The sequence below is a fragment of the Campylobacter canis genome, assembly GCF_045504005.1.
Lineage (GTDB): Bacteria > Campylobacterota > Campylobacteria > Campylobacterales > Campylobacteraceae > Campylobacter_A > Campylobacter_A canis.
The window spans coordinates 17,233-40,770 of sequence record NZ_JBJJXH010000011.1; the positions used below are offsets into that span (position 1 = coordinate 17,233).

Annotated in this window: 29 protein-coding genes; 16 read left to right on the forward strand and 13 right to left on the reverse strand. The window is 38.1% G+C overall.

The genetic code is table 11. From position 1 onward, the window contains the following. Window positions 1-7 precede the first annotated feature (7 nt). The 3 genes from ACHJH3_RS09880 to ACHJH3_RS09890 are packed head-to-tail and all read left to right on the forward strand — an operon-like array spanning window position 8 to window position 2,949. Window positions 8-940: a DUF4299 family protein gene (locus tag ACHJH3_RS09880; protein ID WP_407064660.1), complete on the forward strand. Its 933-nt coding sequence runs from the start codon at window positions 8-10 to the stop codon at window positions 938-940. Between the two features lie 9 nt (window positions 941-949). After that, on the forward strand, window positions 950-2,218 hold the full coding sequence (locus ACHJH3_RS09885; RefSeq protein ID WP_407064688.1) for a WG repeat-containing protein: 1,269 nt from the start codon (window positions 950-952) through the stop codon (window positions 2,216-2,218). After that, complete coding sequence (locus ACHJH3_RS09890) at window positions 2,215-2,949, forward strand: TonB family protein (protein ID WP_407064661.1); 735 nt, start codon at window positions 2,215-2,217, stop codon at window positions 2,947-2,949. The genes ACHJH3_RS09885 and ACHJH3_RS09890 overlap by 4 nt, the downstream gene beginning before the upstream one ends. Before the next feature lie 142 nt (window positions 2,950-3,091). Here ACHJH3_RS09890 and hemJ read toward each other — a convergent pair whose 3' ends face one another. The 4 genes from hemJ to glmM all read right to left on the reverse strand — a co-directional run bounded on the left by hemJ (window position 3,092) and on the right by glmM (window position 5,787). Then, entirely contained in the window at window positions 3,092-3,526 is a 435-nt protein-coding gene (hemJ, locus tag ACHJH3_RS09895; RefSeq protein ID WP_169942910.1) for a protoporphyrinogen oxidase HemJ, read from the reverse strand. An 11-nt stretch (window positions 3,527-3,537) separates the two neighbouring features. After that, a complete protein-coding gene (locus ACHJH3_RS09900; RefSeq protein WP_169976473.1) occupies window positions 3,538-3,900 on the reverse strand; it encodes an NINE protein in 363 nt (120 codons plus the stop codon). A 98-nt stretch (window positions 3,901-3,998) separates the two neighbouring features. Next, complete coding sequence (lspA, locus tag ACHJH3_RS09905; protein WP_407064662.1) at window positions 3,999-4,451, reverse strand: signal peptidase II; 453 nt, start codon at window positions 4,449-4,451, stop codon at window positions 3,999-4,001. Beyond that, window positions 4,444-5,787, reverse strand: a complete 1,344-nt coding sequence (gene glmM / locus ACHJH3_RS09910; protein WP_407064663.1) for a phosphoglucosamine mutase — start codon at window positions 5,785-5,787, stop codon at window positions 4,444-4,446. Before glmM ends, lspA begins: the two co-directional genes overlap by 8 nt. A 181-nt stretch (window positions 5,788-5,968) precedes the next feature. Between glmM and rpsT the strand changes: the two genes are divergently transcribed. Both rpsT and prfA read left to right on the forward strand, forming a co-directional pair. After that, complete coding sequence (rpsT, locus tag ACHJH3_RS09915) at window positions 5,969-6,241, forward strand: 30S ribosomal protein S20 (protein WP_169942906.1); 273 nt, start codon at window positions 5,969-5,971, stop codon at window positions 6,239-6,241. A 14-nt stretch (window positions 6,242-6,255) separates the two neighbouring features. Next, a complete protein-coding gene (gene prfA, locus ACHJH3_RS09920) occupies window positions 6,256-7,323 on the forward strand; it encodes a peptide chain release factor 1 (RefSeq protein WP_407064664.1) in 1,068 nt (355 codons plus the stop codon). Between the two features lie 258 nt (window positions 7,324-7,581). On the opposite strand, the gene ACHJH3_RS09925 is transcribed toward prfA, so the two are convergent. After that, window positions 7,582-7,833, reverse strand: a complete 252-nt coding sequence (locus ACHJH3_RS09925; protein ID WP_169976465.1) for a replication/maintenance protein RepL — start codon at window positions 7,831-7,833, stop codon at window positions 7,582-7,584. Then, window positions 7,830-8,189, reverse strand: coding sequence for a diacylglycerol kinase (locus tag ACHJH3_RS09930; RefSeq protein ID WP_407064665.1), 360 nt, complete (start codon window positions 8,187-8,189; stop codon window positions 7,830-7,832). Before ACHJH3_RS09930 ends, ACHJH3_RS09925 begins: the two co-directional genes overlap by 4 nt. A 90-nt stretch (window positions 8,190-8,279) precedes the next feature. On the opposite strand from ACHJH3_RS09930, the gene ACHJH3_RS09935 reads away from it, so the two are divergent. Beyond that, window positions 8,280-9,038 (forward strand): exodeoxyribonuclease III, encoded by a 759-nt coding sequence (locus tag ACHJH3_RS09935; RefSeq protein WP_407064666.1) that lies wholly within the window; start codon window positions 8,280-8,282, stop codon window positions 9,036-9,038. A 198-nt stretch (window positions 9,039-9,236) separates the two neighbouring features. Here the strand turns inward: ACHJH3_RS09935 and ACHJH3_RS09940 are convergent, their stop codons facing one another. Then, window positions 9,237-9,458, reverse strand: a complete 222-nt coding sequence (locus tag ACHJH3_RS09940; RefSeq protein WP_407064667.1) for a hypothetical protein — start codon at window positions 9,456-9,458, stop codon at window positions 9,237-9,239. A 190-nt stretch (window positions 9,459-9,648) separates the two neighbouring features. Between ACHJH3_RS09940 and ACHJH3_RS09945 the strand changes: the two genes are divergently transcribed. After that, window positions 9,649-10,521, forward strand: a complete 873-nt coding sequence (locus ACHJH3_RS09945; protein ID WP_407064668.1) for a pirin family protein — start codon at window positions 9,649-9,651, stop codon at window positions 10,519-10,521. A 43-nt stretch (window positions 10,522-10,564) separates the two neighbouring features. On the opposite strand, the gene ACHJH3_RS09950 is transcribed toward ACHJH3_RS09945, so the two are convergent. Further along, complete coding sequence (locus ACHJH3_RS09950; RefSeq protein ID WP_407064669.1) at window positions 10,565-11,143, reverse strand: manganese efflux pump MntP; 579 nt, start codon at window positions 11,141-11,143, stop codon at window positions 10,565-10,567. Between the two features lie 214 nt (window positions 11,144-11,357). On the opposite strand from ACHJH3_RS09950, the gene ACHJH3_RS09955 reads away from it, so the two are divergent. Together ACHJH3_RS09955 and ACHJH3_RS09960 are read left to right on the forward strand one after the other, a co-directional pair. Then, on the forward strand, window positions 11,358-12,104 hold the full coding sequence (locus ACHJH3_RS09955) for a DUF4197 domain-containing protein (RefSeq protein ID WP_407064670.1): 747 nt from the start codon (window positions 11,358-11,360) through the stop codon (window positions 12,102-12,104). A 27-nt stretch (window positions 12,105-12,131) separates the two neighbouring features. Then, window positions 12,132-13,013: a DMT family transporter gene (locus ACHJH3_RS09960; protein WP_407064671.1), complete on the forward strand. Its 882-nt coding sequence runs from the start codon at window positions 12,132-12,134 to the stop codon at window positions 13,011-13,013. Window positions 13,014-13,057: 44 nt separating this feature from the next. Here the strand turns inward: ACHJH3_RS09960 and ACHJH3_RS09965 are convergent, their stop codons facing one another. From ACHJH3_RS09965 to ACHJH3_RS09980, 4 genes are read right to left on the reverse strand one after another with little or no spacing between them, the layout of a single operon-like run. Continuing rightward, a complete protein-coding gene (locus ACHJH3_RS09965; protein ID WP_407064672.1) occupies window positions 13,058-13,855 on the reverse strand; it encodes a metal ABC transporter permease in 798 nt (265 codons plus the stop codon). Then, the gene (locus ACHJH3_RS09970) at window positions 13,849-14,625 is read right to left on the reverse strand and encodes a metal ABC transporter ATP-binding protein (protein ID WP_407064673.1); all 777 of its coding nucleotides are present in this window, start codon (window positions 14,623-14,625) and stop codon (window positions 13,849-13,851) included. The genes ACHJH3_RS09965 and ACHJH3_RS09970 overlap by 7 nt, the downstream gene beginning before the upstream one ends. Continuing rightward, on the reverse strand, window positions 14,622-16,067 hold the full coding sequence (locus tag ACHJH3_RS09975) for a HoxN/HupN/NixA family nickel/cobalt transporter (protein ID WP_407064674.1): 1,446 nt from the start codon (window positions 16,065-16,067) through the stop codon (window positions 14,622-14,624). The genes ACHJH3_RS09970 and ACHJH3_RS09975 overlap by 4 nt, the downstream gene beginning before the upstream one ends. Then, a complete protein-coding gene (locus ACHJH3_RS09980) occupies window positions 16,067-16,957 on the reverse strand; it encodes a metal ABC transporter solute-binding protein, Zn/Mn family (protein WP_407064675.1) in 891 nt (296 codons plus the stop codon). The genes ACHJH3_RS09975 and ACHJH3_RS09980 overlap by 1 nt, the downstream gene beginning before the upstream one ends. 116 nt (window positions 16,958-17,073) lie before the next feature. On the opposite strand from ACHJH3_RS09980, the gene ACHJH3_RS09985 reads away from it, so the two are divergent. Beyond that, on the forward strand, window positions 17,074-17,424 hold the full coding sequence (locus tag ACHJH3_RS09985) for a Fur family transcriptional regulator (protein WP_170018951.1): 351 nt from the start codon (window positions 17,074-17,076) through the stop codon (window positions 17,422-17,424). Here the strand turns inward: ACHJH3_RS09985 and ACHJH3_RS09990 are convergent. Then, the gene (locus ACHJH3_RS09990; protein ID WP_169976442.1) at window positions 17,421-17,828 is read right to left on the reverse strand and encodes an acyl-CoA thioesterase; all 408 of its coding nucleotides are present in this window, start codon (window positions 17,826-17,828) and stop codon (window positions 17,421-17,423) included. The genes ACHJH3_RS09985 and ACHJH3_RS09990 overlap by 4 nt on opposite strands. A 54-nt stretch (window positions 17,829-17,882) precedes the next feature. On the opposite strand from ACHJH3_RS09990, the gene ACHJH3_RS09995 reads away from it, so the two are divergent. The 6 genes from ACHJH3_RS09995 to ACHJH3_RS10020 all read left to right on the forward strand — a co-directional run bounded on the left by ACHJH3_RS09995 (window position 17,883) and on the right by ACHJH3_RS10020 (window position 23,503). Beyond that, window positions 17,883-18,605 carry a class I SAM-dependent methyltransferase gene (locus ACHJH3_RS09995; protein ID WP_173031767.1) on the forward strand — a complete coding sequence of 241 codons (723 nt, stop codon included), beginning with the start codon at window positions 17,883-17,885 and terminating at the stop codon, window positions 18,603-18,605. A gap of 34 nt (window positions 18,606-18,639) precedes the next feature. Continuing rightward, window positions 18,640-19,509, forward strand: coding sequence for a cytochrome-c peroxidase (locus tag ACHJH3_RS10000; protein WP_407064676.1), 870 nt, complete (start codon window positions 18,640-18,642; stop codon window positions 19,507-19,509). 233 nt (window positions 19,510-19,742) lie between these two features. Beyond that, on the forward strand, window positions 19,743-21,986 hold the full coding sequence (locus ACHJH3_RS10005; protein ID WP_407064677.1) for a bifunctional diguanylate cyclase/phosphodiesterase: 2,244 nt from the start codon (window positions 19,743-19,745) through the stop codon (window positions 21,984-21,986). A gap of 85 nt (window positions 21,987-22,071) precedes the next feature. Further along, window positions 22,072-22,809 carry a hypothetical protein gene (locus ACHJH3_RS10010; RefSeq protein ID WP_407064678.1) on the forward strand — a complete coding sequence of 246 codons (738 nt, stop codon included), beginning with the start codon at window positions 22,072-22,074 and terminating at the stop codon, window positions 22,807-22,809. Then, window positions 22,809-23,021, forward strand: coding sequence for a molybdopterin biosynthesis protein MoeB (locus ACHJH3_RS10015; protein ID WP_407064679.1), 213 nt, complete (start codon window positions 22,809-22,811; stop codon window positions 23,019-23,021). The genes ACHJH3_RS10010 and ACHJH3_RS10015 overlap by 1 nt, the downstream gene beginning before the upstream one ends. Beyond that, window positions 23,003-23,503, forward strand: coding sequence for a chemotaxis protein (locus tag ACHJH3_RS10020; protein WP_407064680.1), 501 nt, complete (start codon window positions 23,003-23,005; stop codon window positions 23,501-23,503). Before ACHJH3_RS10015 ends, ACHJH3_RS10020 begins: the two co-directional genes overlap by 19 nt. The last annotated feature ends 35 nt before the right edge of the window (window positions 23,504-23,538 follow it).

A 23,538-nucleotide genomic window follows, 5' to 3' on the forward strand; every position in this document is an offset into this window, starting at 1 on the left:
GTAAGCCGTGAGCGTAAGTTTTAACATTAAAAACAAGAAGAAATTTCTAACTTACGCAGATGTTTTAAGCGTGGAAGAGTGTTTTAACATCTCGCCAAATATCACGCAATTTAGCTTTGATGAGAGTGGGGAGGACTTTGACGTGGAAGGCTTTTACTCTTCAAAGCTGAGTGATTATACCTGCTTGCTTTTGGGAGTTGACGGAGTAAGCGGGCGCGGGTTTGAACTATCTTATGAACCCGAAATCAAAAGCTATAGCGTTCGAATTCTCACGCCAAGCACGAGCTTTGATTGGAAAATAGCTCTTGAATATATGAAAAATTTGGCCCATCGTATGGGAAGCGATATCGTAAGCGAAGAGGATGAGAAATTTAGCCCTGATAAGATAGAGAAATTTGACTACGAACGCGATATAAAAGCGGGTTTGAATGCGCTAAGAGACCATGATATGATGTATATGCAAGGCGTTTATAGGCCTGTTGCCATAAGCTCTAAGATGGCTGAAGAAATTTTAGCCGGCAGCGATGCAGTAAAAGAATTTGACGAGCTTATCAAGCGCACTCAATACCACGATGCTTTTAGCGCCAATCAGGCATTTTACAAGAAAGATGACGGCGCAGTGCTGGGCAGTTACGCCCTTACGCAAGAGCTTGATACTATCTTGCCTTATGAACCGATGGTTGAAAATATAAATCTTGATATAAAAAATGAAGATATCGAGTGGGTTATATCGCTAGTGGCGATTGATGGCGATAGCGAGAATTTAGAGGATTATAAGGTTATCGGCACGATTAGGTATGATGATTTTATATCAAATTTGCCTAAAGATAAATTTGAGTTTTTAGACGCAAATTATATGGTGGTCAAAGGGCTTTTGCGTGAGGAGTTAAACGAGCTTATCTCAAAGTGTAAAAATAGACTTGAAGCGGAGGGCGAGTGATTGAAAATAATGAAATTTATCATGGCGGGTATCGCTAGCATGGGGCTTTTTGTGCAGGCGGCAGAAACAGAAAAAATCATAGCGCCTTTTATCTATGATGAGCTTTCTTTTTCCGCAGAAGGGTTGATAAGCGTTAAAAAAGATGGCAAATACGGCGTTATAGATTTAGAAGGAAGGGAAATTTTGCCGTTTGCTTACGACTATCTTTCGCAATTTAAAGAAGGACTTGCCATAGTTGCCAAGATAACAGATAGCACCGCAAAATACGGCTTCATCGATAAGAGAGGCAAGGTCGTGATTGCCATGGAGTATGAGCTTGTTTTTCTTTTAAATAAAGGCGTTAGCGGCTTTTTGTTTAATAACGGCATCGCAAAAGTGTCAAAAGACGGCAAATATGGTTTTATAGACAAAAACGGAAAAATCGTAACGCCTATAATATACGATCAAGCTTATTGGATAGATGATAAATTCGCCAAAATTTTTGAGTATAAAGATAGAAAAGCGGGTCTTATAAACACTTCCGGCAAGATTGTTTTGCCCGTAGAATACGAAGAGCATATTATCGTTGATAAAAGCGGACTTTTCATAGCTAGAAAGCGTGGCGAGGAGAGGGCGAAATTTATAGATGAGAATTTAAACGTAGTCCTGCAGGGAGATTATCTAACCGGCGCTTTTAACGACGGACTTGCCAGAGTCGGCTTTCACAAGCAAGGCTATATGGATAAAACAGGCAAGCTCGTGATAGATAAAATTTACGATACGGCTGCGGATTTTAAAAACGGCTTTGCCGAAGTTAGCAAAGGCGAAAAATGGGGCGTTATAGATACTAGCGGTAAGGAAGTTGTGTCTTTAAAATTTGATAACGCAACGATATCGGGCGAAAATTTTGTCATGGTCCAAAAATACAAAAGGCACTTAAACGGCGTAGTTGCAAGCCGTAAATTTGGCTTTACGGATATGAGCGGGAAATTTGTTATGGATTTTGAATTTGATGATGCCGATATCTTTAAAGACGGTTTAGCCGTAGTTGCAAAAGGCGGTAAATACGGCGTAGTGGATAAAAATTTCAAATTTATAATCCCGCTTGAATACGAAGCTATTGCAAATTTTAAAGACGAGATCGCTTGGGTTAAAAAATCCGGCAAACAGGGCTTTATAGACAAAAATAACAAGATAGTTTTGCCGATAATTTATGATATGGCATATCACATACAAGCGGATATTTTTGCAGTCCAAAAAGACGGTAAATGGGGCATAGTAAAGCGCATTGACAGATGAAATTTAAAGCTTACTTTGCGTTTTTGATTTTAGCCGCTTTTGTTATGGCTTCTGAAATTTCGCCATTTGAGTCAGGCGGAAAATTCGGCTACACCGATAAAAACGGCTTTGAGATTATCTCGCCTAGATATGATTTGGCTTATGAATTTAGCGATGAAGTAGCCGTAGTTGTTGATGGTTGCGATAAGATTTGCAAGCATGGGCTGATTGATAAAAATGGCGAGTTTATAATCCCCGCGATTTACGAACATGTCTTTTTACATAAAAGCGGGCTTGTTTTAATCGCGCTGGATGGATTAAACTGGGGAGTTGCCGATAGAAACGGCAAGGTCTTAGTGCCTGTGAAATTTACCAAAATCAGCTTTTTAAGCAGTGGCGAGATAGAGGCGCAAAAGGGAAAGGCGACTGCTTTTTTTAGCCAAAACGGCGAATTTTTAAGTGGCGATATCGATGATAGCGATGATAGTGATTATAGTATAGCAAGTATTATTTCAAGGTACGCCACTTATCCAAACGAGGCTTTAGAACTTGGAATTAGCGGAAAAGTTGTAGTACAATTCACGCTTACTTCACACGGACAGATAAAAGATATCAAGATAAAAAATAGCTCGGGACATAAAATTTTAGACGATGCGGCGATTAAAACTATCAAAGAAATTTCAGCCAAATTCCCAAAGCCTAGCCGTGATACTCAAATAATAGCTCCGATCAGTTATAAAATCTCCGAGTAATGTTGATAAGCAGCGTGAGATTATTTTATGTAAATTTATTAAACTTGTTTAGCAATGTGAAAATTTTACTTATTTGATCGGATAGTAAGAATAAAATAGCGATAACAAAAAAGATAAATTTAGCGCCCGAAGACGCTAAATTTTAAAACGGTTTATAGACCATCATCCAGATGATGATGACCATAGCTATAGTAGGCACCTCGTTGTATGCGCGAAAGAACATGCCTGATTTGTTACAGCGTTTTTCGCGAAGCAGTTTCATGTATCTGCCAAGATCAAGATGGTATATCGCTAGCAGCACGACTACGGTAAGCTTTACATGCACATATCCGCTTTTAAGCAGGTCAGGTATCGCCACAAGTATCAAAATTCCCGTTAAAAACGTGCCGATGATAGAAACCCAGCCCACATAGTGATACATCTTATACTCTTGAACCTCGACTACCTTTACGAAGTCAGGTTTATCCATATGCTCTGCGTGATATACGTATAGGCGCGGTTGATAAAACAACACAGCCATCCACGATATGAACGCCAAGTAGTGAAAATACTTAATGAGATTATAGTATTCCGCCATTTACTCTCCTTTTATCTAAATAAAATTTCTTTTCTAGCTTCAAATTCGGCTTTGCTTATCCTGCCCTCTTCGTAAAGCTCATAAAGCCTTTTGAGCTGAGCTTCAAGATCTTGCTTTTTAAGCTCGTGTTTAAGTTCGTCTTTTTGCAAATTTTTCTCTACATAAACACCCGTAAGATATATATCAAACAGCCACCAGATACCCCAAATCAGCCAAAACAGCCAACCTATCAGTATCCAATATGTCATCGAGCCCATAAAAAACAGCGTCATCATAAAAAATCCGCTGATAAATTTGCCAAGATATATACGATGCGCTCCAAACCAGCCGCAAAACAGCCAAAGCGCATAAGCGATATATACGTTATTTCCCATTTTTCATCCTTTTTAAGTTTTATAAATTTAAGCGAATTTGCATCAAATTTATAAAATTTAAATGCGACTTTACCGGTTTGCTAGTACCCACTAGGCTTTTATTTGCCGGTACCTTTTGGCTTTTTAAAGCTTTGCCATAAGATAATACAAACCGCAACATCAATCATAACATCTGCAAGGTTAAAAATAGCAAAACTAAACCACTTATGCCAATAAACATAGTCCACAACTCCGCCGTGCACGAAGCGATCAAGTAGGTTAGAGCTGCCCGCACCAAGCAAAATTCCAATAGCTATGGTGTGATCTTTTAAAATCTCTTTTTGCCAGACAAGATATGCTAAAACCACTGCGATAAGAGCTACTTGGATGAATTTAAGCCACTCGCCAAGGCTTGCAAACATCGAGAAGGCAACACCTTTGTTAAACGCAAGCACCAAAGAGAAGTATTCTCCCTGCCATGTAAAGCCGTTTAAGAAAATTTGCTTAACGAGCTGATCGGCTATAAAAACGACAAAAAAAGCTATAAAAAATTTAATGAAAACCCTAGGCATTTAGAGCTTTAGTGAAGAATTTTTCCACTTCGTCCATTCGTTTTTGCACTTTGTCGGGGCATTTTCCTTCAAGTAGAAGGCGAATTAAATTTTCGGTTCCCGAGTATCTAAATAAAGGTCTGATTCCGTCTTTTCTGAGATTTTCTTCGAGTGCTTTTAGTCCTTCTATACTCTCAAGAGGTTTTTTGTCCGCAACTTTTAAATTTAGTAAGATTTGCGGATAAGGCTTGATCTCGCTTAAAATTTCGCTTGCTTTTTTGCCTTGAGTTAGCATGCAGGCAATAAATTGCATCGCAGCCACGAGCGCGTCGCCTGTTTTGGCATAATCTGAAAAGATTATATGTCCGCTTTGTTCGCCGCCAAAATTTATGCCGTTTTCTTGCATCATCTCAAGGACGTATTTATCGCCTACGTTTGCTCGAAGCAGCTTTATTTTATGCTTTGTAAGGTAGTCTTCAAGCGCGGCGTTGCTCATTACCGTAGCCACCACTCCGCCACCTTTTAGTGCTTTGTTTTTATGAAGATACATCGCAAGTACGCCAAGAAGTGCGTCTCCGTTTGCCACTTCACCCGTTTCATCAACTACGACAAGCCTATCGGCGTCTCCGTCAAAAGCAAGTCCGATATCAGCTCTTAATCGCACTACTTCGCTTGCTAAATTTTGTGGATAGAGCGCGCCGCAGTTTAGATTTATGTTGCTTCCGTTTGGCTCATCGTTTATCACGATGGTTTCCGCGCCAAGCTCGCTAAATATCGTCGGCGCTACTCTGTAAGCAGCGCCGTTTGCTGCGTCTAAAACAACTCTTATTCCGTGCAAAGTCAAAGATTTCGGAAAGGAATTTTTGATATGAACGATGTAGCGACCTATAACGTCGTCAATTCTCTTTGAAGCGCCGATTTCAAGCATATGTTTTTGGCTTTGAGCGATTAACTCGTCGTCAAAATAGATTTTTTCTATCTCGGCTTCGGCATCTTCGGTTAGTTTATTGCCGTGTTTATCAAAAAATTTGATACCGTTATCGTAGTATGGATTGTGGCTAGCGCTTATCATTATACCGGCATCACAGCGCATATCTTCGGTAAGAAATGCGATCGCAGGTGTGGGCATAGGACCGATCTGGCGCACGTTATAGCCAACCGCGGTAAGTCCCGCAACGATGGCTGTTTCTATCATATACCCGCTTCTTCTAGTGTCTTTGCCAAGCAAGATTGTATTAGTAACTTGAGCAAATTTACGAAAATAAATTCCAGCAGCCATCGCCAGCCTCATGGAAGTTTGCGCAGATAGTTTAGCTCCCGCCTTGCCTCTAACTCCGTCGGTACCGAATAGTTTCATATTTATCCTTCATGATTTAAAGGCTATTTTGCCTTATCTATGATAAAATTTGTTATATTCTATCAAAATTTCACAAATTTAAATACGTGAATTTTGACTGCTTTAAATTTCACTTAAATTAAGCGCTATTTAAAACTAAATTTTATATAATCACGGACTAAAATTATGAAAAAGGTATATTATGGCAAACCATAAATCTGCTGAAAAAAGAGCTAGACAGACGATAAAAAGAACCGAAAGAAACAGATTTTATCGCACAAGACTTAAGAATATAACAAAAGCCGTACGTGTAGCAGTAGAAGCCGGCGATAAAGAGACTGCTTTAAAAGCGCTAAAAGAAGCTAATAAAAGCCTACACAGCTTTGTTAGCAAAGGATTTTTGAAAAAACAAACAGCTTCACGCCGCGTTGGACGCTTGGCGAAGCTTGTAAATACTCTAAACACAGCCGCTTAATTACTAAATTTTAAATGTTAGCTAATAAACTGCAACCGTTTTTGGATCGCTATGACGAACTTTCTCGTCTGTTAAGCGATCCATCAATCACTCAAGATATCGCAAATATGACCAAGCTTTCCAAAGAGCAATCAAGCATAGAAGATATCAGAAATGCCTCTAAAGAATATTTGCAAATTTTAGCCGACATTGACGAAAACAAACTTTTACTTGATGACGACGAGCTTGGCGAGCTTGCTAAAGATGAGTTAAAGAGCCTTGAAATCCGCAAAATCGAGCTTGAAGAAGAGATAAAAATACTTCTGCTTCCAAAAGATCCAAACGACGATAAAAACATCTTTCTTGAAATTCGCGCTGGAACCGGTGGAGATGAGGCGGCGCTATTTGTAGGCGATCTTTTTAACGCTTACGTGCGCTATACCGAACTTCGCGGATATAAATTTGAAGTAGTGAGTCAAAGCGAGGGCAACACGGGCGGGTTTAAAGAGATTATCTTGCTCGTAAAAGGAAACGGCGCATACTCAAGGCTAAAATACGAAGGCGGAACGCATAGAGTTCAGCGTGTGCCTGAGACTGAAAGTCAAGGCAGAGTCCATACTTCCGCCGTTACTGTCGCAATCATGCCTGAAGTTGAAGATAGCGAGATAGAGATAAATCCAAACGACTTAAGAATCGACGTTATGCGAAGCTCGGGACACGGGGGACAAAGCGTAAACACAACCGATAGTGCCGTGCGTATCACACATATCCCAACAGGACTTGTCGTAACCAACCAGGACGGAAAAAGCCAGCATAAAAATAAAGAGGCCGCAATGAAAGTGCTTAAAGCTAGACTTTATGAGATGCAAGAGGCCGAGCGCCTTGCAAAAGAGACTAGCGAGCGCAAGAGCCAAGTGGGCACAGGAGATAGAAGCGGTCGAATTCGCACTTACAACTTCCCGCAAAATCGCATAAGCGACCACCGTATAAACTTAACTCTTTATCGTTTAGATGCGATCATGGCGGGTGGGCTTTTTGACGAGATAATAGAGCCTCTTATCGCTCATCATCAAGCCGAAGCTATCGCTGCTGCGGGGTTATAATATAAATTCATACTATTATCTGTTTAAACTTATATATCTTTGCATCATTGCGATACAAAAATCATAAACAGGCATATAAAGTAGATATAAATTTAAGTTTGTTTATGCCATAAATATCCTAGTTCGTTTCGCACTCTTTTTCGGAACAATCAGCTAAAATTTGATTAGATTAAGAGTAAATAGAAATTTGTGCTTATTAAGTTCAGACTGGTTGCATTTAGTTGATATAAGTAAATTTTAATTTCAGACAAACTAAAATCAAAAATCATTAAATTTTAAATTCTTAAATGCATAAACTCCGTTTTTTACCCGCTTAAAAATTTTTCTATTTTCAAGTAGTTTTATCGTCTCTATGACAGTCGGTTTGCTTGAATTTGTAGCATTGCAAATTTCTGCAATTGTGAAATTTATAAGTCCGTTTTCATCTAAATTTTGGATAAAAAACTCAATTATCTCAAATTTCTTTTCGCCGATTAAAGTGCCAAAAATTTCTCTTTCAAGCGAGTTCAAAATTTATCCCAAATCGCATATATCCACACTCCTCCGCAAAGCGTGTTGCATATCATTACCGCAGCGCTTCCTGCGTCTTTTGTCGCACCTGCTAGAGGATGAATTTCAGGGCTTGCAAGATCTACTATACGCTCAATAGCGGAGTTTATGCACTCGCAAACCAGAACCAAAACCATGCTAAAAATCAAAAATAAATTTAAGACCGCGCCGAAATTCCAAAACAAAAGAGAGATAAAAGCGGGCAAAAATATATAAATTTCAAGCCTAAAACTGCTTTCGTTTTTAAAAATTTCCTTTAGTCCTGCGATCGCGTAACTCCAATTTTTAAAGAATTTGTATTTTGGTTGATTTCTCAATTTTAGACCTTAAATTTTTGAATAATTATATCAAAATAGACTCTTAAATTTAGGTTGAGTGCGTATAATTGCAATTAAAAAGGACTGAATTTGAAACTGATTTCATGGAACGTAAACGGACTTCGCGCGGTCGCAAGCAAAGACGGATTTAGTTGGCTTGATGAGGTTAAGCCCGATTTCTTAGGGCTTCAAGAGATAAAAGTAAAAGAAGCTGATGTGCCTAGCGAGATTTATAAGCTCGGATTTAGCGATGTAAGCGTAAATTCGGCCGTCAGAGCAGGGTATTCGGGTGTGATGAGCCTTAGTAAGTTTCCGTTAGCTACTCTAAAATCTCAGTTTTTTAACGACGATGAGGGGCGAGTTTTGGAGCATAGGTTTGGCAATATCGTGCTTTTTAACATATACTTTCCAAACGGGCAAAAGGATGATGAAAGACTTGCCTATAAGATGGACTTTTACGCTAAATTTCTAGCTTACTGCAACGCGCTTGTGCGTGAGGGCAGGGACGTGATATTTTGCGGAGACGTTAATACCGCTCACCGCGAGATAGATCTTAAAAATCCAAAGGCGAATTCTAAGACTTCAGGCTTCTTGCCGATTGAGCGAGCGTGGATAGATGAAGTTATAAAGCACGGATTTATCGATACTTTTAGGCAAATTCACGGCGATAAAGAGGATGCTTATTCGTGGTGGAGCTATAGGTTTAACGCTAGAGCTAAAAATGTCGGCTGGAGGATTGATTATTTTTTCATTTCGGCAAGCCTTAAAGCTCGCCTTAAGGACGCATTTATACTTAGTGATATAACGGGAAGCGATCATTGTCCCGTGGGAATTGAGATAGAAATTTAATCGTTTTTCGTTTTGATAAATTCGCATTGCTTTTATGTTATTTAGTAAGGATTAAAACTCCTAGTTTGGCTAACTAGTCGGCTAAATTTAATCAAGCAAGTTAAATTTAGCCCTAAACGCAAAAAGCTTGAAAATTCATATCAAATTTTAAATTCGTATCCAAATATATGGCTTTTAAAAAAGACGCTTTGAGATAAACTAGTTGCTTGAGGATCTGATAGTTTTAAAAAGTATCACCCAAATCGCAAGTAGCAGGTATATGGCAATGCCCATTACCATGGCCATAGTTAGTATCTTAAACACTTCTATCGTTTCATTGTGAGCGCCTGCTGTGTCAAGGTATGGCACGGCGAGATATCCGCCAACTCCGATTATCAAAAGTAAGAAATAGCACTTCCAAGAGAATATAAAATTAAACATTTCGAGCCTTTTCGCGCTTAAATTTTTACAATTATATTCAAATTTGGGTGAAATTTTATAGATATGCGTTAATAAATAGAGTTGTTTAAGTTTGGATTAATAATCTTAATTTTTATTTACCGATTTTAAATAATATATTAACGAGACTGCATTAAAATACCGCAATTTTAAATAAAATAAAGGATAAAAAATGAGAAAAGTTAATAAAATTTACAAATCAAATAGTGCGCATTGGGTCGGAGACGGATTTTTAGTTCAGCCACTTTTTAGCCACATGGACGAAGATCGCGGTACTGATCCGTTTTTGATGCTTGATTACGCTGCACCTCAGGTTTTTAAACCGAATTTAACGGACTTTCCAAGAGGAGTCGGACACCATCCGCATAAAGGATTTGAGACCGTAACGATAGCTTATAGCGGCGAGGTCGCACATAAGGATTCAAGCGGTGGCGGCGGAGTTATAAAATCGGGCGACGTGCAATGGATGACGGCGGGTGCGGGCATAGTGCACGAGGAGTTTCACTCTTTGGATTTTAGCCGTTCGGGCGGACTTTTTGAGATGGTTCAGCTCTGGGTAAATTTACCTAAAAAGCATAAAAACACTCCCGCAAAATACCAGCACTTATCGCGCCAAGCAATCCCTGTGATCAAATTTGCAGACGGTGCGGGACAGGCAAGGATCATAGCGGGAGAATTTGATGGAGTAAGCGGAGCGGCGAGCACATTTACGCCGATGAATGTTTGGGATGTTATGATAAATTCCGGCAAAGAAGCAGTTATAAACGTACCTGCTTCACATTCGCTTTCTATGGTTGTTTTGCGCGGAGAAGCGATTTTTAACGGCAATGAAAGCGCAGGCGAGGCTCAGTTGGTAAATTTTGAAAAAGGCGACGGTGAAGTGAGAGTAAAGGCAGTCGGACAAGATGTAAAAATCCTACTTCTTTCGGGAGAACCTATAGATGAGCCGATTGTCGGATACGGACCGTTTGTGATGAATACAAAAGATGAAATTCGCCAAGCTATTGATGATTATAACAGCGGAAAATTCGGTAGCATAGGCTAAATTTGACCTATTGGTGCGGAGTTATAAAATAGTAAGCGTAAAATCAAAACGGCTTTAAATGAGCCAAGAACCCATGGTCTAAAAGATGGGTGATGAGAATTTTTACGCTTATGCCTATGAGTATAACTCCGCCTAAAATAAGAGCCTTTTTTTCTAAAACTATACCCAAAAATTTGCCCGCATAACACGCCAAAATGCATAGTATAAAGCAGATAGATCCTATCAAAATACTAGTATAAATGATATCTATATTCTCAAAGCTAAACGTCACTCCGACAGCCAGCGCGTCGATGCTCGTGGCTATTGCGCCGATGGTTAGGACCTTTAGTCCTAGGTCATTTAAACAGGCTTCGTCTTTATGCTCTCTTGCTTCAAGTATCATCTTGATGCCCAAAAACGAAAGTATGCCAAATGCGACAAAATGGTCTATGGAAGCTATGAAGCTTACGAAGGTTAGCCCTAAAAAATATCCCAAAAAGGGCATAAGAGCTTGAAAAAAACCAAATATAAAAGAGACTTTAATGACCCCCGAAACGGTTAATGCGCGGCATTTTGCACCGCTTGCGATACTGAGCGCTACGCTATCCATGGCAAGGGCGAAAGCTAGTAGTAAAAGCTCCATAAATTCTCCTGAAAAAGGCTAATTTTACATTAAAACTAATTTTTTTAAGATTAAAATCGGCTTTATTTGATGGAATTAAAATTTGATATTTTATGAGCGCAAATTTAGCGTATAAAGATAAATTTCAAGTGATGAAAAGCCAAAATTTAATATCATTTTATTTACTTGCCAAGCCGAATTTATGCTTGCAGGGTTAAATTTAAAGGATATTATTATGAAAAAAATCGTGATTTTGGCGCTATTTTTTGCTTTAAGTGCTTTTGGTACGGATTGGGGTAAGATGGTTGGAGACGGGCTTAAAGCCGTAAATCAAGCCTCTACAAAGAGCGATTATAAAAGCATGGTAAGCTCGGCTCTTGAGTATGCCGTAAAAGAGCTTTCAAATGACGGATTTATCAAAAACGCCACGGCTAAAATTCCGCTTCCGCCAAGCTTGCAAACGGCTGCAAATTTGGCAAAGAAAGTTGGCGGCGACAAGTGGGCAAACGAGTTGGTTGCTTCCATAAACAAAGCCGCAAGTAGCGCAGTTCCCGGAGCTGCCGATGTCTTTTCAAAAACTATAAAAAACATGAGTGAAAGCGATGTCAAAAAGATCATGAGCGGTGGAAATGATAGCTTTAGTAAATTTTTGCAACAAAATTCAAGCAAAGAGCTTGAAAAGATATTTAAGCCGATCATTGAAAAGATGATGAGTCAAAACAGCTTTGCAACCGCTTATAACGGCTTAAATTCATTTGTGAAAAATTCTCTTGGCGGCTCGGAGAGCATGAAGTCGGTTAAATCTGTAGCCTCAAGCCTTGGCATGGGCGAATATGTAACAAACGATGGCGAGGATCTAAACGGATACATCACGAGAAAGACGCTTGATGGGCTATTTAAAGTGATGAGCGAAAATGAAAAGTCGCTTAGAAGCGATCCTGTGGGTTACGGCAAAAAAGCTATTGAAAATATCTTTAAATAACTTTTAGCTTAAATTTAAACTCATAATATGACGAAAAAGATAAAGGAATTTGGCGCCGATCTTGCTCTTGTAGTCGTTGCCGTCGTGTGGGGCGTGACGTTTTTGCCGATGGCTGAAGCGCTTAAGAGCAACGGCGTTTTTGTCATTTTATTTTGGAGATTTTTAATCTCAACTCTGCTAATGAGTTTGATTTCGATTAAATTTGTTAAGAAATTTGACTCAAATTCTCTTAAATTCGGCTCTTTGCTAGGCGTGTTTTTGTTTGCGGGCTTTGCGCTTCAAACCTTTGCCCTTAAATATACTTTTAGCTCGACCGTTGCTTTTATCACGGGATTAAATGTAGTTTTTGTGCCTTTTATAGTATTTCTGTTTTTTAGGCAAAAAGTCTATGTTTATTCGTTTATAGGAGCCTTTTTATCGGCTTTTGGGCTGTATTTGCTAAGCGATAGCGAGCTTGGGTTTGGCAGAGGAGAAATTCTCTCTGTGCTTTGTGCCGTTGCTTATTCTGTTCATATTATATTTACGGGCGTTTTTGTGCGCAAATGCGAGCTTTATCAGATGGTTTGCATGCAGTTTTTTATAGTAACCGCCCTATGTCTTTTTGCGGCTCTTGTTTTTGATACGCATAGCGTTTTGCCTGTGGCTAACTATGCATTTTTTAAAGCCGTTATCATAACTTCGGTGTTTGCGACCGTCTTTGCATTTTTTGTTCAGTCGGCGATGCAGCGCTACACAACTCCTATGAAAACGGCTCTTATCTTTACTTTTGAGCCTGTTAGTGCGGGGCTTTTTGGGTATTTTGTTGGCGGGGAAATTTTAAGCTCGTGGCAGATTTTAGGAGCTTTGCTTATACTTTTTGGAATTATAATCAGTGAAGTGGGAAGCTATTACAAGAGTCAAAAAGCTTAAATTTCGTTATCTTACAGGCACAAATTTATTAAAAATAACCAAATTTAGCGCCTATTTATAGCCGTAAATATAAAAAAGCAGATTGAAGCTATAAGTATTATGCTCGCTCCGCTTGTTAAGTTCGCCTCAAAGCTAAGCCAGAGCCCCGATATGCAAAACGCAGCCGAGATAAGAGTGGCGTTTAGCATCATTGCACCAAGGCGTTTAGAGAAATTTTGCGCTATATAAGGCGGTATGGTAAGAAGTGCGATGACCAAGATAAGCCCCACTGCGCGTATCGTCATCACGACACTTAGCGCCATCATACAGACTAGCACATAGTATAAAAGCGTGGTTTTTACTCCGCGAAGTTTTGCGAATTCCGAATCAAAACTAAGGGCTTCAAACTGCCTGTAAAGCAGCGTAACTATAAGTAAGATGACACAATCAACCGCCGCCATAAAGGCTAAATCGCTATCAGGCACCGCTAAAATCGAGCCAAAAAGATAGCTCATGAGATCTACGTTGTATCCGGGCGTTAGATCGATTAAGATAATACCAAACGCCATCCCAAACGCCCAAAGTGCGCCGATGACCGAGTCCATTTTGCTCTTATCGTTTAGCGTGATAGTAGCTATCAGGAGTGCTAGAAATATCGCAAATCCGCTAGCACCCAAAAGCGGCTCAAGCGAAAAGTAAAACGCCAGCCCAAGTCCGCCGTAAGCTCCGTGCGCTATGCCGCCGGCGATGAAAACCATGCGATTTATAACTACAAGCGAGCCGATAACTCCGCACGCGATACTTACCAAAAGCCCTGCCATAAGGGCGTTTTGCATGAATTCCAAATTTAGCGCTTCTAGCATTTTTGCCCTTTGTCTAAGCTCTTGCAACCGCACTCTTTAAGCGCGATCTCGACATCGCAAAAGTGATTATGCTCGTGTGCAAGATGAGCGATAAATTCTTGCTTAGAGCGATCAGGCGCGATGTCGTGCATGTGAATTTTGTGATTTACGTAAGCAACTTTCGTAGCGAAGCTAAGTGCGATATTTACGTCGTGGCTTATCAAGATGACACCGATTCCTTCTTTGTTTATCTCGCTAAGCAGGCTGTAAATCGCGGCTTGTCCTTTGGTGTCGATGCTTGCGGTTGGCTCATCAAGCATGAGAATTTTAGCCTTTGCGCAAAGCGCTCTTGCGATATAAACTCTTTGCCTTTGACCGCCTGAGAGCTCGCCTATGCGAGAGTTTGCAAACTCGCTCATGCCGACTTTTTCAAGCGCTTTTATCGCTTCTGATTTATCGTTCTTTGTGTAAAAGCCGAAAATTTTCCTATCGATTCGCCCCATAAGCACCACTTCTAAAACCCTCATCGGAAAATTTGCGTTTATGAATATGTTTTGAGGGACGTATCCTATGGTTTTGCTAACCTCGCTTGGGTTTTTATCAAATATCTTTATCTCGCCGCTTTTAGGTCTTAAAAGCCCTAGCATAAGGCGAAGCAGGGTTGATTTGCCTCCGCCGTTTGGACCTATGATAGCTAGAAAATCCTTGATATCATAGTTTAAATTTATATTTTCAAATATCAAATTCTCATCGTATCCAAACGACAAATTTTCTATCTTAATCCCGTTCATAAAACCGATATCCTACCTGCGATAAAAAACATAAAAGCTCCCAAGCCAAACATCACTAAAAGAGCTAAGAATTCGCAGTAAATTTTTAAATTTTTATATTTTGAGAGTGCATTTACCTTCGTGCCAAAAACCGCTGCGATAAATATAACTATACTCATACCAAGCGCCATAAAAACGCCGCTCATCATGCCTATAAACCAGCTGTTTAGACTAAATGCAAGTATAAAGACGATGATAGTTCCCGGACACGGCACAAGCGAGGCTGCAAGCGCTACAAACCACTCGTTTAGGCTCTTTGGCTTAACTTCCATTGCTTTACAAGCCGCACATCCGCAGTCTGCTTTGTGAGGGCTAAATTTGTAGTTATGAACCTTTGGTTTAAGTGATTTTAGCTTCGTAAATATCATATAAGCAGAGATTGCCATGATGATTAGGGCTGAAATTTTAGTCGTTAAATTTGCAGCGGAATTTGCTACGTTTGCCGCAAAACTTTCAAGCAAACTCATGGTAATCCAAACCAGCATGAGCGCGCCAAGCACGTGCAAAATGCCGATTTTAAGCGAGAAGCCAAAAGCTTTTAAGTAGCTGCCTCCGCTTGCCGCAAAATACGATGTCGTAAGCAGTTTGCCATGTCCCGGGCCCGCTGCGTGTAAAAAGCCGTAGACGAAGCTAAAAAGCATGATAAGAGCAAATTTTGAGGCTTCAAATGCAGTTGAGTTTTCTTTGATGAGCTCTTTTAGCCTGTCTAAAAATCCTATCGTGGTTCTGGCAAGAGAGTTAAATTTCGCTTCGTCTATCGCGTCAATCTCTTCTAAATTTTTGTTTTTTACAAGCGAGCTAAGCTCAGGCTTGTCTTTGTTTGAAATTTTAGGTTTTTGCTCGCTCATCTCAAAAAACACGGTGTTTAAATTTGAATTTGGCACTATGAAAATGGATTCGGTTATCCTGTAAGGCTCGTCGTTTGCGATTTTGAAGTTAAAAAATCCTTCGCGATCGATTATCTCAAACACAACCACACGGAGAGGCAAAATTTCTAAATTTAGCTCCAAAACATACTCGAAATTTAGCCTGTTTTCTTCGATATAAACGCGTTGGCTCTTTGTTTTGACGAATAAATTTTCGCTCGCGCCCTCGCCGTCATAAAAGCTAACCGTAGTAAGATACCCGCGCGGCACGATGTAGTCAAGCAAGGACTTTTGGACGTTCCAAGCTTCTTTTTCGTTTAGCTTTTTATCGGCGTCCTCGTCGTATCCTTGCATGGTTAGCTCGGTGAAATTTTCTGAAAACGTCCATGTTATCGTAGCTGTTTTAATCGTGTCGCTCCATGCGTCAAATTTGATCTGCGCATGAGCTGTGGGTGTGTAAAGTGCACAAAGCGCACACGAGTAGGCAATGGACGCAAAAAGCGTCAGTGCGGCCAGTATGCGCCCAAATTTCATCATTAAAGACTCTTAGCGAAAATTTCGGCTGTCTTTTTAAGCTCAGCCTCCCAATCAAGCGGGAGCTGATCTATCTCAACTACCTTTGCACCCGTTTCTTTTGCGATTAAATTTGCCGATTTTTTAGAAAACTGAGGTGCTACGAAGATGACTTTTACGCCGTGCTCTTTTGCCTCCTTGATGAGGTTTGCAAGCTCTGCGGGCTTTGGCTCTTTGCCCTCGACTTCTATAGAAATTTGCTCTAAATCATAGCGCTTTGCAAAATATCCCCAAGATGGGTGATACACGATAAATTCGCGGTTTTTAAGATTTGCAAGCTTATCTTTGATGAATTTGTCAAGTTCGTCTAGCTTAACGAGAAATTTCTCGTAATTTGCGTTATAAAGCTCTTTATGCTCGGGAAAAACTCTAACAAGTCCGTTTAGGATGTTTTTAGCCTGAGTTTTTACAAGCACCGGATCAAGCCAGATGTGTGGATCAAGCCCGTCGTGGCTATGACAATGCACTTTTCCGTTGTGTTCGTGGCAATGCTCTTTTTTATCGTGCGCGTGCCCCTCATGCTCATGCTCTTGCATAGCGACTCTTTCTACTCCTTTTTGAGTAAAAATAAATTTTAGCTTTGGAAACGACTGCTGAAATTTAGGCAACCAAACCTCTTCAAATTCAATGCCTATGGCAAAATAAAGTTTACTGTTTTCAAGAGATTTCATCTGCTTTGGCTTTGGCTCGTAAGTGTGAGGATCGGCTCCAGGAGATACCATGGTATTTACTTCAACCGTGCCGCCTGCGATCTGCTTTACGAAAAATTCTTGAGGTAATATACTTACGCTAACGACGGGTTTTGCAAAGCATACAAGCGCACCAAAACATAAAAAAGCTAAAATTTTCTTCATCTTAAACCTTTTTTTAAATTTTTAGGGAAGTATAGCAAAAGCAACTTAGTTGCGAATTAATGCTTTTTTATATAAATTTTAGTATGATAGCTTTTGAGATTAAACGAAAGGATGAGATGTCGCCTCAAGAGCTCTTAAGGATAAACGATATAAAGGCAACTCCGCTTCGGTTGCAAATTTTAGAAATTTTATCTCGCGCCGATACTCCGCTTGGGTACGATGAAATTCTAAGCAAAATTAAGGCCAATAAAACGACATTTTACCGCTCGATGGAGATTTTTGAAGCTAAAGGCATTATCGTAAAAAGCGAAAACAACCACAAAAATTTCTATGAGCTTGCAGGCGAAGCAAAGGCGTATTTTGTCTGTGATGTTTGCAGAAAGATGACAAATATCGATATGCCGAATTTAAACCAAAGCCACGTTAAAAGCGTAGTCGTAAAGGGAATTTGCGACGATTGCTTTTAAATTTCCTCATTTTCGCCGTAAAGCTCCGCAAGATGATCGGGGATCGCCTTTGGACGCTTTTTGTCAAGATCAAAATATACGTAAGTGGTTATGGCTTTAGCTATGATCTTGCCGTCTTTTATAAATTCGTAAAATCTGTTTGAACTAACTTTTCTAGCCTGCTTTGTCCATGTTTTTATCTCGATCTCATCTCCTAAATAAATTTGCTCTAAATAGTCGATTTCGTTGCGTTTTATAACCCAAGTCGAGTTGTTTTTAAGCTGCTCTTCAAACGTATCTCCTACGAAATTTGAGTGCGCAAAAGCCGCTTCTTGCATCCAAACAAGATAGTATGCGTTGTTTGCATGGTTGTTTATGTCTATGGCCTCTTTGCCTACTTTAAATTTGTAGCTAAAAATTCTCATATTTGTCCTTTTGTTTGATACAATTGTAACTCAAATTTTTAAAAAGGCGGTTTTATGAAGAGCTCTTGGGATAAAAAAGCGGCTAATTACTCAAGATATGAGGGCGAACTTAACGAATTTCAAAAAGAATTTTTTGATAAGTTGGATAAATACGGAATAGACTTTAAAGAAAAAACTCTTATAGATGTGGGTTGTGGAACAGGCGTGAAAACTCTTCATCTTGCTAAAATGTGTAAAAACGTAACAGGTCTTGACCTCTCGACCAAGATGCTTGAGGTTATGAGCGATGACGCTCGCAAATTCGGTATCTCAAATTTAAGGATAGTTGAGAGCGATTGGACAAGCTTTAAGCTTGATCAAATTTACGATATAGCTTTTAGCACTATGAGTCCTGCGATCGCAACCGTGGAGGACTTTGATAAATTTACAAGTGCAGGCAAGCAAAGAGTTTATCTGTGGTGGAATAAGCCTAGAAATTCGGACTTAATCAATAAATTTTATGAAATTTACGGCGAGAGAAAAGGGTGGTTTGATAGAGCAAGCGGGTTTGAGTATCACTTGCAAATGCAAAAAATTCCTTTTAAATCAGAGATTATCCAAGAGGTAAGAAGCAAGGATTTGAGTTTGCAGGAAGCTTACGAAAATGTTACTTGGCATTTAGAAATCGGCGAAATTAAATTTGATGAAAAATCCCTTAAAAACGAACTTGAAAAGCAAAGTATAAACGGAAAAATAACAGAAACTATCAGCTCTTCAATGAAACTTTTGGTGTTTTAGGATATAATCGGATAATTTTTTGTCGGAGAGTATTTTGAGGTTTTTGTTGATATTTTTAATGTCTATGTCGCTTTTTGCAGGCAATCAGCTATTTACTCCGATTGAGCCTATTGAATATGACTATAAAAAAGCGCAGCTTGGCAAAAACCTTTTTTACGATACTAGACTTAGCCCAAGCGGAACTATATCCTGTGAAAGATGTCATAATCTTTACTGGAATACAAGCGGCACTATTGATCACAACATAAAAGTATCAGGCAATTTTTATATGAACGTACCTACCATACTTAATTCTGCTTTAAATTTTATATTTTTTAAAAACGGTAGATCAAGAGATATCTACGATCAAGTTTCAGAAAGTATAACCGACTTAAATCAGCTCGGTAGCTCCAAGGAATTTGTGCTTCAAAAAGTAAATTCTAATTCTAAATATAGAACTCAATTTAATAATTTATACGATGACGGTGTTACATTTGATAATATAGTAGATGCTATAGTTAATTTTGAAAAGTCTCTCCTAACCAAAAACTCCAGATTTGATATGTTTTTAAGAGGCGAGAAAAATGCTTTAAGCGATGATGAAAAAAGCGGTTTTAATCTTTTTAAAAAAGCAGGTTGTGTAAATTGCCATAGCGGAGTTAATTTAGGAGCTAACGTATATTTTTTACAAAATGTAAAAAATATAGATAAAAATGATTTGTTAGATTATTATAAAGTCCCCGGTCTTAGGAATATATCAAAAACATCACCTTATTTTTATACCGGCTCCGTAGCCGATTTAAAAGATGCCATTAGACATATATCCTCGATCCAAACTTTTTATACCTTAAACGACGAGCAAGTAGAACTTATTTATAAATTTTTACTTACTCTTACCGGGGAAAAGCCGGAAATTTTAAAATGAAAAATAAATTTAATTTACTAAAAATACTCTTTTTATCTTTTGGATTACTTATATTTGTAAGCGGTATAATAACCTATAAGGCAACCAAAGACGTATTAAAAGGATATACCGCAAGAACGTCAATATATAACTTGGTGAGGGCAAATAAGGATATTAATTATATTTTAGATAAGACTTTTTTACAAGCCGATCATGATAGGATAATGCAATTAATTAGGGACTTTAGGAATAATTTGGATAGTGTTTTAACAGTCGAGAGCTTTAATTCTTTAAACACCATATCCGCCAAGAAGGGCAACATAGAACAGATCAAGAAGGTCTTTGCTAAAAAAAGTAACTTAATAGATGTGTTTAACTCTATAGCTATCCATGCTAAATTTTTATACGATGATATTATTTTTAATAACTTTTTTGAAAGTAAATACTTCGATAAGGTTATGCCAGGAATTTTACTTTTTAGATACGATACTAGGGCGGATCTTGAGCGTCAAAAATTGCTTGTAGAAAGCTACTTAATACTAGAAGGACTAGCTACAAACGATAAATCGTTTTTGCAATCGGCAAAGACATTAATAGATTACTACCGAAGAGCTCAAGATGTTTTGATGCAAATCGAAGATTTGAATATAAGACAAGAGCTTAATAAAATAATAATGGATAATCAAGCTTACATAGATAGTGCTATAGTATCTCTTAAAAATACGACAAGAATTTTTATTATACTTATCGCAGTAAGCATGCTTGTGATGTATCTTGCCTATTCTAAAAGCGCAAGGTCTTTGAAACAACTAAATCATATGCGTCAAGCGGTAGATAATATCTTTAGTTCTGTTATATTTTTAGACACAAATAGAACTATTACATATGTAAATAAAGTTTTTGAAGAAACGACAGGATACACTGCGGATGAGGTTAAAGGAAGAAGTGCCGATATATTAAAGTATCACAGCCATCTTAATGAATTTTATGAAGATTTAATGGAGACTATCGAGAATAATAAAATTTGGAAGTGTGATGAATTTATTAGCGAGTCAAAATCAGGAGAACCTATTTACGAGCAAGTTATGTTTGCTCCTCTTTTTGATGAAAACGGCAAAAGAGACGGGTTTTTATCAGTAAAATTTAATAGAACTAAAGAGATAGTTACCGCAAAAGAGCTTGCTAAAAAAGATACCGAGTTAAGAAATAGAGCCCTTTATGATAGACTTACAGGACTTGGCAGTTATTTTGGGCTTACTCAAAAGATGAATGACTATCCTCTTGGAATGATTATATACATAAACATAAACAACTTTATGGATTTTAGATTCTTTTACAAAACAAAAACTATCGATCTTATAATTATATCTTTTGCAAAGACGATTCAGCTGTGCATAGATACTTATAATATAAAAGCCGTAGTATATCGGGTTCAATTTGATGAATTTTGTATATGGTATGACGGAGATAATGTAGAAAGAGATATCACAAGGATAAAAGAGTATTTTGTCGCCAACGACCTTTATATAGTAGTAGATGATAAAAAAGAATTTATTCCTAACATAAAAACTACTATAGGTGTTAGTCTTATGCAAGATACCGTTCAGACAAACCGCCTAACTCAGGCTATGCTAGCACACCATGAAGCAAAAGACAAGGGAGAAGATGTATACTACTATACCGAAAATAGTCATATAGAGCAGCAATATTACCAAAACCAAATCATGTCAAGAACTATCGAGTATGCTATTTACAATAATACTATAGTTGTGGAGTGCCAAGCAGTCTACGATGTATCTTACGGTATTAAAAACCCTAGTGTGAAATACTATGAAGTTCTTGTAAGATTAATTGATGAACATGGGAAAATGCGTTATCCTGGGGAATTCTTGGATATCGCTAAGAAAATTTCACTTTATAATGATATAACAAAAAAAGTCATAGGCCATGTTTTTAGACTTGTTGAAAGATATCCTCAGCTAAGTTTCTCTATGAATTTATCCAATAGTGATATCGTAAATACTCAAATTAGCGATTTAATAGAAGAAAAATTAAGGATTTGTTCTTATCCCGAGCATGTCTATTTTGAGATTTTAGAATCCGAAGGTGTGGATGACTACGAAGCCGTAAATCAATTTATTAATAAAATTCATAGCTATAACTCCAAAATAGCAATTGACGACTTCGGTAGCGGTTACTCAAACTATTATCGAATTTTAGAGCTTGCCGTCGATACTATTAAAATAGACGGCTCAATAATTAAAAAACTTCCTTTTGATAAAAATGCTAGATATCTTATGCAAACCATAGTTGATTTCGCCAATCGTCAAAACTATAATGTTGTAGCCGAATTCGTAAGTAGTCCTGAAATTTTAGCTGAAGTTAGAAAGTTTGGAATTAAATACGCCCAAGGCTTTTTGCTTGGCAAGCCTGTGTCTCCTGACGAACTGCAAAAAACAACTACGGATACATATAGCAATATATCGCCTGCCAAATAAATTTTATTTTATATAAAAAAATAATTTTATTGTTAAAATATCTTATTTTAATTTAAAATTGTATATAAAATAAAAGAAATTTAATATGCTTGTAAAATATAAAACTTATATTGCCATTGATGATACCGATGAAATAGGATATACTAAATCCACCGGTATGCTTGCTGAAAATATAGTGGAATTTATAAATGAGCGCTTTTGTGAATGTTCTTTTATAAGTCGCCATCAGTTGCTAATTTACGAAAGAGTAAATTACACTTCGCACAACAGCTCAATGTGCTTTAGCGCCTATCTGAACGAAGTTCAAAGAGATGAGGTTATTAAATTTGCACAAGCTTTTTTGATAAAAGAGAGCGCGCCTAGCAGTGAGCCAGGGATCGCGGTTGCCTTTGAAAAAGATATCTTAAATTTAAATTCTCTTATCGAATTTTGCAAAAGAGCAAAAGTTGAGTTTATAACAAAAGATGAAGCTTATGATGAGGCAAAAAGACAAAACATCTATCTTAAAGAGCTTAAAAATGAAGGCAGAGGATCTATAGGAGCGCTTGCGGGCATAGCTCTTAGACTTAGCAGAAATGACGGAAGGATAAAAGGCAAAATAAGACTTCAAAAAGATGAGATGAGCGTACAAGAGCTCTTAAATTTGGGCTTTATAGATGAAATTTTGGATGAAAATTTTAAACAAGTGGATAAAGACGAAATAATCTTAACAGGCTTTGATTTAACGCTTATAGTTAGAAATTTTAGAGCTGTTTTGATTGTAAAAAGAAATAAAAACGGCAAATTTAAAGCCTACGATATAAAAGATCTTAGAGGCTTTTAGTGGCTAAATTTGAGTATTTTGATGAGCGCGGTGTCTTCTTGAAAGGTAAATTTGATTACGAAAGTGCTAAAATTTCAGCCAAAGAGTGTGATAAATTTCTACTTGATAGAGATGAAGACGAGATGATTTACGACACAAGCAAACCAAGCTGCTACAACTGCCTTTTTAGGCGCTGGAATAAGGATAGTTTTGAATGTTTAAAGTTAAGATAGTTTATAAATTTGCGCTTATCGTATTGCTTGCAGCGGGGCTTTTGCTCTTAGGTTATTCAGGCTTTAAATTTGCTTGCGGAGATTACAGCGAATTTCTTATGCTGCTGCATAGAATTTGCGGTTTTGCGCTTTTGGTTGTGGCTATGCTTCATATAATTATCAAGCGAAGAAAGCTTGTGAAACTTTTTAACGAGTTTCTTGATGTGGTTTTGGCTAGGAAAAATCCCTCGTTTTGTAACATGGATAGGCTCGTTATAGCGCTTGAAAATCACACTATCCAAACTATCGCCAATACTTTGTGCATCGATGCCGATGAGCTTGTTGAAATTTTAAAAGATGGCGAAGTTAAATTTGATGGCAAAAATCAGACTCTAAGGGATATCGCAAGACTAAATGACGAGAAGATTTTTTATACTCTTGTGTTGATAGTCGAAGCTAAATTCGGAGATAGAAGCCAGAAATTTAGAAGTTGTAATATATAAAGATATATTTTAAAGCTTAAATTTTTACTATCGTT

Coding starts and splice junctions, on each gene's coding strand:
- ACHJH3_RS09950 (WP_407064669.1), bottom strand. CDS start 11,143: ATGGAGCTTTTACTACTAGCTTTCGCCCTTGCCATGGATAGCGTAGCG.
- ACHJH3_RS09960 (WP_407064671.1), top strand. CDS start 12,132: ATGACGAAAAAGATAAAGGAATTTGGCGCCGATCTTGCTCTTGTAGTC.
- ACHJH3_RS10020 (WP_407064680.1), top strand. CDS start 23,003: ATGTTTAAAGTTAAGATAGTTTATAAATTTGCGCTTATCGTATTGCTT.
- lspA (WP_407064662.1), bottom strand. CDS start 4,451: ATGCCTAGGGTTTTCATTAAATTTTTTATAGCTTTTTTTGTCGTTTTT.
- ACHJH3_RS09975 (WP_407064674.1), bottom strand. CDS start 16,067: ATGATGAAATTTGGGCGCATACTGGCCGCACTGACGCTTTTTGCGTCC.
- ACHJH3_RS10010 (WP_407064678.1), top strand. CDS start 22,072: ATGCTTGTAAAATATAAAACTTATATTGCCATTGATGATACCGATGAA.
- ACHJH3_RS09965 (WP_407064672.1), bottom strand. CDS start 13,855: ATGCTAGAAGCGCTAAATTTGGAATTCATGCAAAACGCCCTTATGGCA.
- ACHJH3_RS09900 (WP_169976473.1), bottom strand. CDS start 3,900: ATGGGAAATAACGTATATATCGCTTATGCGCTTTGGCTGTTTTGCGGC.
- ACHJH3_RS09970 (WP_407064673.1), bottom strand. CDS start 14,625: ATGAACGGGATTAAGATAGAAAATTTGTCGTTTGGATACGATGAGAAT.
- ACHJH3_RS09995 (WP_173031767.1), top strand. CDS start 17,883: ATGAAGAGCTCTTGGGATAAAAAAGCGGCTAATTACTCAAGATATGAG.
- prfA (WP_407064664.1), top strand. CDS start 6,256: ATGTTAGCTAATAAACTGCAACCGTTTTTGGATCGCTATGACGAACTT.
- ACHJH3_RS09955 (WP_407064670.1), top strand. CDS start 11,358: ATGAAAAAAATCGTGATTTTGGCGCTATTTTTTGCTTTAAGTGCTTTT.
- ACHJH3_RS09945 (WP_407064668.1), top strand. CDS start 9,649: ATGAGAAAAGTTAATAAAATTTACAAATCAAATAGTGCGCATTGGGTC.
- hemJ (WP_169942910.1), bottom strand. CDS start 3,526: ATGGCGGAATACTATAATCTCATTAAGTATTTTCACTACTTGGCGTTC.
- ACHJH3_RS09890 (WP_407064661.1), top strand. CDS start 2,215: ATGAAATTTAAAGCTTACTTTGCGTTTTTGATTTTAGCCGCTTTTGTT.
- glmM (WP_407064663.1), bottom strand. CDS start 5,787: ATGAAACTATTCGGTACCGACGGAGTTAGAGGCAAGGCGGGAGCTAAA.
- ACHJH3_RS09990 (WP_169976442.1), bottom strand. CDS start 17,828: ATGAGAATTTTTAGCTACAAATTTAAAGTAGGCAAAGAGGCCATAGAC.
- ACHJH3_RS09885 (WP_407064688.1), top strand. CDS start 950: ATGAAATTTATCATGGCGGGTATCGCTAGCATGGGGCTTTTTGTGCAG.
- ACHJH3_RS09940 (WP_407064667.1), bottom strand. CDS start 9,458: ATGTTTAATTTTATATTCTCTTGGAAGTGCTATTTCTTACTTTTGATA.
- ACHJH3_RS09985 (WP_170018951.1), top strand. CDS start 17,074: ATGTCGCCTCAAGAGCTCTTAAGGATAAACGATATAAAGGCAACTCCG.
- rpsT (WP_169942906.1), top strand. CDS start 5,969: ATGGCAAACCATAAATCTGCTGAAAAAAGAGCTAGACAGACGATAAAA.
- ACHJH3_RS09980 (WP_407064675.1), bottom strand. CDS start 16,957: ATGAAGAAAATTTTAGCTTTTTTATGTTTTGGTGCGCTTGTATGCTTT.